We start from the raw sequence: 9,926 nt of genomic DNA, 5'->3' as shown, positions 1-9,926 counted from the left end.
GCTCTTCGGAATTTGCAATTCCGAAGCCAGATGAACAGGATTTATAATCCTGTTTTAAAATACATAGAAATTACAAATCTCTAAAATCTGAGTTCGGGATTACAAATCCCGAACAGCAATCAATTATTTCTTTTTTTTCATCACGCGCTGAACTGCTTCAACAATGTGACGGTCTTTCAAACCGTATTTCTCCATCAATTCATCCGGAGTGCCGCTCTCGCCGAATGTATCGTTCACAGCTACAAACTCAATCGGAGTAGGGAGGTTGCTTGCCAATACACGCGCAACACTTTCGCCCAAACCGCCTAAGATGTTGTGTTCTTCAGCTGTTACTACACAACCTGTTTTACCAACAGACTTCAAAATTGCTTCTTCATCAATTGGCTTGATTGTATGGATGTTGATGATTTCCGCGCTGATGCCCAGTTCTTCAAGCTGCTGACCCGCAAGGATCGCTTCCCATACCATATGGCCTGTAGCGATGATGGTTACATCTGTACCTTCGTTTACCATCCATGCCTTACCGATCTCAAACTTCTGGTTCGGATCTGTAAATACTGGCAACGCCGGACGGCCGAAACGTAAGTATACCGGGCCCTGGTGATCTGCAATCGCAATCGTTGCAGCTTTTGTCTGATTGTAATCACATGGATTGATAACAGTCATGCCCGGAAGCATTTTCATCAAACCGATATCTTCAAGAATCTGGTGTGTTGCACCATCTTCACCTAAAGTCAAACCTGCGTGTGACGCACAGATTTTTACGTTCTTCTCAGAATATGCAACTGATTGTCTGATCTGGTCATACACGCGGCCTGTAGAGAAGTTTGCAAACGTTGCCGTGAACGGAATTTTACCGCCAACCGTCATACCTGCAGCCATGCTGATCATGTTTGCTTCAGCAATACCGATCTGGAAAAAGCGCTCAGGATTTTGTTTTTCAAAATCGTTTAATTTCAATGAAGGAGTTAAATCAGCACATAGAGCAACTACGTTCGGATTTGTTTTTCCTAATTCAGTCATCCCGTCACCAAAGCCGGAACGTGTATCTTTCTTTTCAGTAAATGTATATTTTTTCATTGTTGTAATCTTCTTTAAATAGGAATGGATTAATAATCGCCAAGTGTAACTTCCAGCTGGCCCAATGCAGAGGCTAATTCCGCATCGTTTGGTGCAGTACCGTGCCACTTGTGTGAGCCCATCATATAATCTACACCGTAACCCATTTCTGTCTTCATTAAGATCATGGTTGGTTTGCCGGAGCCTCTGTTTGCCTGTGCTTTCAAGATGGTTTCTTCCAGGCATGCAAAGTCATGACCGTCGCATGTAATCACATTCCAGCCGAATGCCTTGTATTTGCCTTCAAGATCTCCTAATGATAATACTTTATCACACGGACCGTCAATCTGCTGACCGTTGTAATCTACGAAACCGATTAAATTATCCAGTTTGTTGTGCGGTGCATACATGGCAGCTTCCCAGATCTGGCCTTCCTGCTGTTCACCATCGCCCATCAATACATATACAAAACGATCGTCTTTATTTAATTTCTTTGCCTGTGCTGTTCCACAGCCTACAGATAAGCCCTGTCCCAATGAACCTGAAGCCATACGAACACCCGGTAAATGTGAGTGCGGAGTAGGGTGGCCCTGTAAACGTGAATTGATCTTGCGGTGAGAAACAAGCTCTGCTACCGGGAAATAACCTGCACGTGCCAGTACACTGTATAAAACTGCTGAAATATGTCCGTTGGAAAGATAAAAGATATCTTCACCGATACCATCCATCTTGAAATTTTTGTCATGCTTCATCAATTTGAAATATAAAAGCACTAATAAATCGGTACAGCCTAATGCACCACCCGGATGACCGCCTTTTGCGCCGTGTACCATACGTACAATATCTCTTCTAACCTGAGAGGAAATTTTTTTCAGTTCTGTGTATTCTGACATGATTATTGATTTTCTATTTTAAAATTTGTGCGGTATGATCGTCTGTTTTTACTTTTGAAATTATTTCTTCGATGTTGAGTTTTTCATCAATCACAAATGTGGTGCGAAGTGTACCCATAAATGTTTTGCCATACATGGATTTTTCGCCCCATACGCCATATTTTTCATGAATGCTCTTGTCTTCATCAGCAATAAGCGGAAAAGGGAGTTCAAATTTTTTAATGAACTTCTGATGTGATTTCCCACTATCGGTGCTTACTCCCAGAACCACATAACCAGCCTTTAACAGGGATTGGTAGTTATCTCTCAGGTTGCATGCCTGCTTGGTACAGCCGGGTGTATCGTCTTTCGGGTAAAAGTATAAGACCACTTTTTTACTGGCAAAATCTTTTAAGCTGATGGTATTGCCGTCTTGATCGATTCCTTTAAATACAGGGGCTTTATCGCCAACCGTTAATATCATAATACTTTTTTATAAAGAGAGGTATTACCGGCATTATCGGTTACTTCCAGTATAAACTCTCCTTTTAACACATCTGTTGCATGCAGAAACTCAGACCATATCAAACCTGATTTGTGTTCGTAATGCATCATTACCCATGCGCCGTTCAGGGTTGCTCTTATCGAATCAATTCCCGAACCGCGGTCAAAAATACTAAAATTAATGCGTTTTGTTGTATTTGATTTGTAGGTAATTACAGGCGGAACAGAATCTTTCTGTACAGTGAATTTCCCCAGGTATTTGAGGTTGTGGACAAGACTGTCAGCATCCCATTCACCGCCTTCATATTTACCTGAAGACGAGTTGTTTATATTGTAAAAATAACAACGGTCGTTTTTATTCTGCGCCATCTCCGGACAAAATATTACGCCTATTGGCCCAAACACAGGTTCCGTTGGGTTATTTATTTCAAAAGTCTCTACTCCGTTGATAATTAGATGTTTCTTTACCCGTAAATAAAGTGTATCAAAAAGAGTGGTGTCTGAAAATCGCAGACTTAAGTTATCCACTTTTACGGTTCGTTTGCCTGGCGGTACCATTTCCACGAAATCGTATACATATTTATAGCTGCCGGCAACAGATGAATCGGGCAGGGTTCTGCGCAAGTCAACCAGATAAACCGGTGCCGTGTTAATGAAGTAAGCCGGCGGAAATACTTTTACTTTTCCTTTGCAGTACAGATTCGCAGGACCTGTGTAGGCTGCAGGACCAATGATCTTTAATGTATTTTCATACACTTTAAAATCAGGAGATGGTGTTGCTGTTCTTACAATCTTTGCAAGTTGCTGCTGCTGTCCTTTTATATTGAAATTCAATACAGAATTATTTCCTCTTGAATCGTAGATTTTAATTTCAACTTTGTGGGTAAGGGTATCGCGGATTGAAATCTTGCCGCTCAAAGGATTCATTAAGTAGAAACTTAAATTGTTGCCATCTGCTACATAACACTTCTCGAAATATTGCCTTTTCAGAATATACGTTTCGTAATCAATATGTACATTGATATAGCGGCTGTCATGAAACGGATAGGTTTCCAGGTTATGATAAAAAACTTCTTTGCCATCCACCTTCAATTCAATGCAGTTGACTCCATATACATTGTGCGTTTCGTTCATTTTATCAAAGACCTTGATTTCAATGCCAAGCAATCCGTTTGCAGTAATAGGTGCAGAGCCGAGAGAGAACTTGCCGGTTGCGACCTGCTGTGCAGTAAATTCCGCCCTTCCCAGATCTCCGTTTACCCGTGCATCAATATCCATAGTACGTATCGCCACTTTGCTGAAAGATGGTTTGATGTTGTCAACAATTTCGCTGAAACCAAACAACGCTGGGTTTAAAACATTTTCTTTTTCATCACGGATCTCAAAATGTAAATGGGGGCCGCCGCTGCCGCCTGTATTTCCTGACTTCGCAATAATTTCACCTTTTTTGACAATCAATGTATTCGGAGGAATGACAATATCAATATCGGTTTGCTGCATGCCATATAGCTGTTCGAGCGCATAGGCATTTATAGCAGCATTGAATTTGTCTAAATGCGCGTAAACAGTTACCAGTCCGTTGGGATGCGTGATGTAAAGTGTATTACCATAACCGTAAGTGGATACACGCAGCCGGGAGATATAACCATCCGCTGCTGCATATACAGAGAGGCCGATCTGTCCGTCGGTTTTAATATCAATACCGCTGTGGAAGTGATTGGGTCTTAACTCACCCATGTTGGCCGAAAGATAATTACGTTGCCCGGGTTTGATCGGAAACATAAAATAATCCTGCGGATAAGCGCTTTTCACTTGCGCATGGCTAGTGTAAAGAGATAATGATGTCAGTAAAAGAAACGAAAGTATTTTATTAGCGAATTTCACAAGCAAGCATTTTTTTGTTTTCCAAAAATCCTTCCAAGGTATCGCCAACTTTAATGGAACCAACACCTTTAGGTGTTCCGGTATAGATCAGATCTCCTTTTTTCAGCGTAATAAACTGAGAGATGTATGAAATTAAATAATCTATGGAAAAAACCATGTCGGCTGTAGTTCCTGATTGGCGTACTTCTCCGTTAATGGTCAACGAGAAGGATATATTCTGAATATCGGCATAATCTGCTTTGGAAACAAATTCTGAAACAGGTGCGGAACCATTAAATCCTTTTGCCAATGTCCATGGCAAACCTTCTTCTTTTGCCTGCTGTTGCAGGTCACGCGCTGTAAAGTCAATGCCTAAGCCTATTTCATCATAGTATTTATGCGCGAATTTTTCCTGGATGTTTTTACCTTCTTTTGAAATTTTAACAACGAGTTCAATTTCATGGTGAATATCTTTTGTAAACGAAGGAAAATAAAAAGCTTCATTATTTTTTAACAACGCAGTATCTGGTTTTAAAAAGATAATAGGAGCAGCTGGCAATGCATTATTTAATTCTTTTGCATGCTCAGAATAATTTCGTCCGATTCCGATAATTTTCATATATTCACTAAGGGCATTTTTCCAAATGCAAAAATCTTATATTTGAATTTAAAATAACATATTATGTGGATAAGTAAGAAAATATTCCTGTTTAGCGCATTGCTTTTGGTTGGTAGCAGTTTGTCGATTGTTGCGTGTAAGCGTGTTGCGGTAACAAACCGTTCGCAATTAAGTCTTATTCCTGAATCACAAATGATTGCCATGAGTAGCGAGCAGTATGCGCAAGTGATTAAACAAGGACCTTTAAGCACGAATCAGACACAGGTAGCCATGGTGAAGCGTGTTGGTAATACCATCAAAACTGCCGTAGAGAAATACATGGCAGAACAGGGCAGAAGCAAGGAGCTGGAAGGCTATAACTGGGAGTTTAATCTGATCCAGAATGATACTACGGTAAATGCCTGGTGTATGCCTGGCGGTAAAGTAGCTTTTTATACAGCTATATTACCTGTTTGTGTTGACGAAAATGGTGTGGCTGTAGTAATGGGGCACGAAGTTGCCCATGCAATTGCCCATCATGGCAATGAAAGGATGAGCCAGGGAATTCTTGCACAGGCAGGCGGTGAAGCTATTGATATTGCATTGTCTAATAAATCTGCTGCTACCAGACAATTGTTTGATGTTGCTTATGGTGCAGGAGCGCAATATGGAGTGATTTTGCCATTCAGCAGAAAACATGAATCAGAAGCAGATAAAATGGGGCTTGTATTCATGGCAATGGCCGGTTATGATCCACATGTTGCTGTAGACTTCTGGAAACGCATGAGTGCTGTATCGGGCGGACAAGCTCCTCCTGAATTCATGTCTACGCACCCTTCGGATGCAAGACGTGTAGCGGATCTTGAAGCGTTTTTACCGGAAGCCATGAAATATTATAAACCTAAATAAAATTGTAAACAGAGCAGGTATATCCGAATATCTGCTCTGTTTTCTTTCTCCCGGCCTTGTTGAGCATTATATAAAATTTGTGGCATTGTTTTCGTTAGACCTTTGTCATAACTAATTGCTGATTCTATGAAAAAAAGTAAAAATCCGCTGGTACTGCTGGTAACAATATGTATGTGTGTCCTGAGCTCCTTTATCGCAGATGTAAATGAGCGTCCGGTTGCTCCGAATTTTACACTGGAAAGCATTGATGGGAAGAAGGTAAGTCTGACTGATTTCAAAGGGAAGGTTGTTTACATTGATTTCTGGGCTACCTGGTGCGGTCCGTGTTTAGCAGAAATGCCGCACTCAAAAAAGCTTAAGGAAAAGTTCGTAGGTAACGACAGCATTGTTTTTATGTATGTATCTGTTGATAGTGAAGAAAATATAGACGACTGGAAATCACTGGTAAAGAAAAAGGGCATGAGCGGCGTACAGCTTATTTCCCGTGATGGGTATGAAGAACGTGTTGCGGATCGTTATGGCATAAGCTTTATACCCAGATTTGTATTGGTTGACAAAAACGGAAAGATTGCTTATCTGAATGCTCCGGCTCCATCTACACCGGAGGCAGAAACATTGATCCGTCAATTATTGAAAGAATAAACCGAAGGAATCCATCAAGGATTTCAGAACCAAGCCATCAATCCTTATCTGTTTTAATCATAAAATATTTAACCCAAGCCTCTTCGGAGGCTTTTTTTTGTATAACTTGCACGGAAGAAGTATTTATAATGTCTATTGAATCTTAATGCATTTATGAATTATACAAAGATCTTACGTTGGCTGTGGATTGGAGCGGCATCATTCTTTTTTGGTATTGTATTTTTGTTACTGGTAGTATATTGGAACCCATTCAATTTATTTGGTGCGCTGCCCAGCATTGATGTATTGGAAAATCCGGAAAGTGATCAGGCGTCTATTGTGTATTCAAGTGATGGGAAAATTCTGGGGAAATTTTATAATGAAGTAAACCGTACAGATGTTGTCTATAAAGAATTGCCTCCGGTGTTGATTAATGCCTTGCTGGCAACAGAAGATTCAAGATTTTACGATCATTCAGGCGTTGATGTGAAAGGGATTGTTGCGATTGTTCCGTCGTTGTTACTTGGTAAGAAAAGAGGTTCAAGCACACTGACCCAGCAGCTGGCTAAGAATCTGTTCAGCTTAAGACGTTCAGAAGAATATACCGGCGTACTGGATAATACCATCGTACATAAAATCAAAGAATGGTTCATTGCCATTCAGCTGGAAAAATCGTATTCCAAGCAGGAGATCTTATTGATGTATCTGAATACCGTTGAGTTCGGAAATAATTCCTATGGAATTAAATCAGCGGCAAAGAAATATTTCGGTAAAAATGTTTCAGAGTTGACGCTGCAGGAAGCGAGTTTGTTGATTGGTATGTTAAAAGGGCCTTCTTATTACAATCCGCGCAGAAAGCCTGAGCGAGCGCTGAACCGCAGAAACACTGTGATTGACCAGATGGCTAAATATGAGTATCTGTCAACGGCAGAAGCAACGGTTGCAAAAACAAAACCTTTGGGCCTGAAGTTTCAGGACGACGGTGAATCATCCGGCCTGGCACCGCATTTCAGAAATTACCTGAAGAAAATCATGTTCAACTGGTGCAAAGAACACGACATGCATTTGTATGAAGACGGCTTGAAAATCTATACAACAATTGATACACGTATGCAGGCTGCGGCTGAAGAGGCTGTAAAAAAGCATATGAGTTTTTTACAAAAAGAATTTAATAAGAACTGGTCGAAGAGCGACCCGTGGACGAAATCAGATCCTGATCTGGTAAAACGTTTGGCAAAGACTACTTCGCATTATAAAGAATTCAGTGAAGAATTGAATGGCAATGAAGGTCTCATCATGGTTGAGATGAAAAAGAAAATACCGATGGAGGTATTTACCTGGCATGGCCGTGTTGATACAGTTATGTCGCCGATTGATTCTATTCGTCATTCATTGAAAATGTTGCGTACCGGCTTATTCTCCATGGATCCTAAAAATGGTTTTGTGCGTGCATGGGTAGGAAATATCGATTATGCTTACTATCCGTTTGATCATGTTATCCAGGGTAAGCGCCAGGCGGGTTCTACATTCAAGCCTATTTTATATGCGTATGCCATGGAAGAAAAAGGACTGACACCGGATTCTAAATTCCCGGATGCACCGATCAGCATTCCTGTTCCGGGCGGACAGCCATGGACACCCAATAACAGTAACGGTAAATTCTCAAACGAAGAAATTACATTACGTCAGGCTTTGGCACGTTCTGTGAATTCGATCAGCGCACAGTTGATGAATCTCGTAGGACCCGACTCACTGGTATCGTTTGCAAAACGCATGGGTATTAAGAGCCAGCTTGAAGCAACGCCTTCTCTTTGTCTGGGAACAGGTGATGTAACACTTTTTGAAATGGTGAACGCTTACAGTGTATTTGTGAATGAAGGAATTTGGGTGCAGCCGCAGTTCTTATTACGCATTGAAGACAAATACGGCAATATCCTCGAAGAATTCAATACCACCAGCAGACATGTGATTAATGAAGAAACAGCATACAATATGATTGAATTGCTGAAAGGATCTGTGGAAGAGGCAGGCGGTACTTCCGTAGACCTTAGAGGGAAATTCAATATCCAGGGAGAACTTGGCGGTAAGACCGGAACAACACAGGAGTCTGCCGATGGCTGGTTTATGGGGATCACGCCAAACCTGGTAACCGGTGTATGGGTTGGTGGTGAAAAACGTGTAATTCATTTCAGTACCATGACCTACGGACAAGGAGCGCGTATGGCATTGCCTGTATGGGCGTATTATATGCAGGGTGTACAGAAAAACGGTGAGGTTGGCTATCCGGCATCCACGTTTATAAAACCGGATGGTAATTCAGCAACCGTTACTTCTGAAAAAGGAAATCTGCTGGATGATGGCATGCTGCCGGAAGAAACACCAGAGCCGGAAGAGAAAGAAGTGTATGATGGTTTCTGACTGGAAAAATAAGTATAGATAATGACGTCGGAATTTTTCCGACGTCATTATCTATGCTATTGAGTTTACTGAATATGGACTATATAGATTATTTATCTTATTTATTTTTCCTGTTGTATTTATTGGTACCATTGCTGGTTACTTTATTATGCAGAGCATGCAGTAACTACAATAAAGGAACGACTATGAGTATCTCGATATTGATTATATTGATTTACCCATTTATTCTTATGTGGCTGCGTGATATGTTATATCCTCCGTCTGACGGTCAGTGCGGCAATCCTGATATGATGTTTGTTATGTTTAATGTTATTATCGGACTTCCTGCAGCAATTTTTTTTCAATGGATATTTAATTGGTGGCTTTTGTCCCCGAAGAAAATATCGTAACATATTCTTAATTAATCAGCCTATAGATCTACTTAAAAGTAGGACAGCTGGTACAGCTGGCACGTTGCTTCCGGATTTTGTAATTGTGATAGTGGGCATTTTTTTGGATGTGTTTTTTATGCGCTTCACTCTTGGTATTCCAGTTCTCTAAATCCTTTTCGTACGAATCTATTGCCTGGTATTGGCTATTGAGCAACGGAGAGTCTTTGGCATTCGGGCTGGCATTAATAGCATCTTTACCTTGTTGCAGTTTTTTCTTTGCGCTGGCGAGGTTATTATTGTCAACATCCTTTACGGCAGATTCCATTAAATAATGCGAAGAATAATAGACAGTTCGTTCGAGTACTGTATCATTGTAATGTGTATTACAGTCGTTATTATCTGTGGCCGGAGTTAGCGTGTTTACTTTTTCTATGCTGAACATCTGGTGCTGCTGGATGGAGCTTACATAGGAAACATCCGTCGTAAAATTTACAGGCCCGGTTGGAGCGGTGGTTGTTACAAACTTGATCAGTATTCCATTTGCTTCACCCGGATGTACTTCTTTTAAATCAATATAAATTTTATCGCCAACAAGTTTGTACGGATAGCCATATACTCTGTTAACACTGAAATTGCTGGCCGGAAACTGTATGGTGAGTCTGGTGCTTTGAGCTGCAACACTCATTAATCCGGTAATTTCAGAACCAAAAT

Annotated in this window: 9 protein-coding genes; 3 read left to right on the top strand and 6 right to left on the bottom strand. The window is 40.9% G+C overall.

Features of this window, described 5'->3' with window-relative positions; translation table 11 throughout:
* Window positions 1-123: 123 nt before the first annotated feature.
* From ACTHJT_RS03980 to ACTHJT_RS03960, 5 genes are read right to left on the bottom strand one after another with little or no spacing between them, the layout of a single operon-like run.
* The gene (locus ACTHJT_RS03980) at window positions 124-1,080 is read right to left on the bottom strand and encodes a transketolase family protein (RefSeq protein ID WP_440236519.1); all 957 of its coding nucleotides are present in this window, start codon (window positions 1,078-1,080) and stop codon (window positions 124-126) included.
* Window positions 1,081-1,109: 29 nt separating this feature from the next.
* Entirely contained in the window at window positions 1,110-1,952 is an 843-nt protein-coding gene (locus tag ACTHJT_RS03975; protein ID WP_440236517.1) for a transketolase, read from the bottom strand.
* A gap of 13 nt (window positions 1,953-1,965) precedes the next feature.
* Window positions 1,966-2,415, bottom strand: coding sequence for a thioredoxin-dependent thiol peroxidase (gene bcp / locus ACTHJT_RS03970; RefSeq protein WP_440236515.1), 450 nt, complete (start codon window positions 2,413-2,415; stop codon window positions 1,966-1,968).
* On the bottom strand, window positions 2,412-4,319 hold the full coding sequence (locus tag ACTHJT_RS03965; protein WP_440236513.1) for a M23 family metallopeptidase: 1,908 nt from the start codon (window positions 4,317-4,319) through the stop codon (window positions 2,412-2,414). The genes bcp and ACTHJT_RS03965 overlap by 4 nt, the downstream gene beginning before the upstream one ends.
* Complete coding sequence (locus ACTHJT_RS03960; protein ID WP_440236511.1) at window positions 4,306-4,917, bottom strand: fumarylacetoacetate hydrolase family protein; 612 nt, start codon at window positions 4,915-4,917, stop codon at window positions 4,306-4,308. Before ACTHJT_RS03960 ends, ACTHJT_RS03965 begins: the two co-directional genes overlap by 14 nt.
* A gap of 63 nt (window positions 4,918-4,980) precedes the next feature.
* Here ACTHJT_RS03960 and ACTHJT_RS03955 point away from each other — a divergent pair, with 63 nt between their 5' ends.
* The 3 genes from ACTHJT_RS03955 to ACTHJT_RS03945 all read left to right on the top strand — a co-directional run bounded on the left by ACTHJT_RS03955 (window position 4,981) and on the right by ACTHJT_RS03945 (window position 8,844).
* Window positions 4,981-5,805: a M48 family metallopeptidase gene (locus tag ACTHJT_RS03955; RefSeq protein WP_440236509.1), complete on the top strand. Its 825-nt coding sequence runs from the start codon at window positions 4,981-4,983 to the stop codon at window positions 5,803-5,805.
* Window positions 5,806-5,931: 126 nt separating this feature from the next.
* The gene (locus ACTHJT_RS03950) at window positions 5,932-6,447 is read left to right on the top strand and encodes a TlpA family protein disulfide reductase (RefSeq protein WP_440236507.1); all 516 of its coding nucleotides are present in this window, start codon (window positions 5,932-5,934) and stop codon (window positions 6,445-6,447) included.
* 153 nt (window positions 6,448-6,600) lie between these two features.
* Window positions 6,601-8,844 (top strand): penicillin-binding protein 1A, encoded by a 2,244-nt coding sequence (locus ACTHJT_RS03945; protein ID WP_440236505.1) that lies wholly within the window; start codon window positions 6,601-6,603, stop codon window positions 8,842-8,844.
* A gap of 417 nt (window positions 8,845-9,261) precedes the next feature.
* On the opposite strand, the gene ACTHJT_RS03940 is transcribed toward ACTHJT_RS03945, so the two are convergent.
* The coding region (locus ACTHJT_RS03940) for a hypothetical protein (RefSeq protein WP_440236503.1) at window positions 9,262-9,926 on the bottom strand (665 nt) is incomplete at its 5' end.

Origin of the sequence: Cytophaga sp., assembly GCF_051961495.1 — a bacterium.
Lineage (GTDB): Bacteria > Bacteroidota > Bacteroidia > Cytophagales > Cytophagaceae > Cytophaga.
The sequence above is the reverse complement of the archived record's forward strand: the minus strand, read 5'-3'. Positions and strand labels throughout refer to the sequence as shown.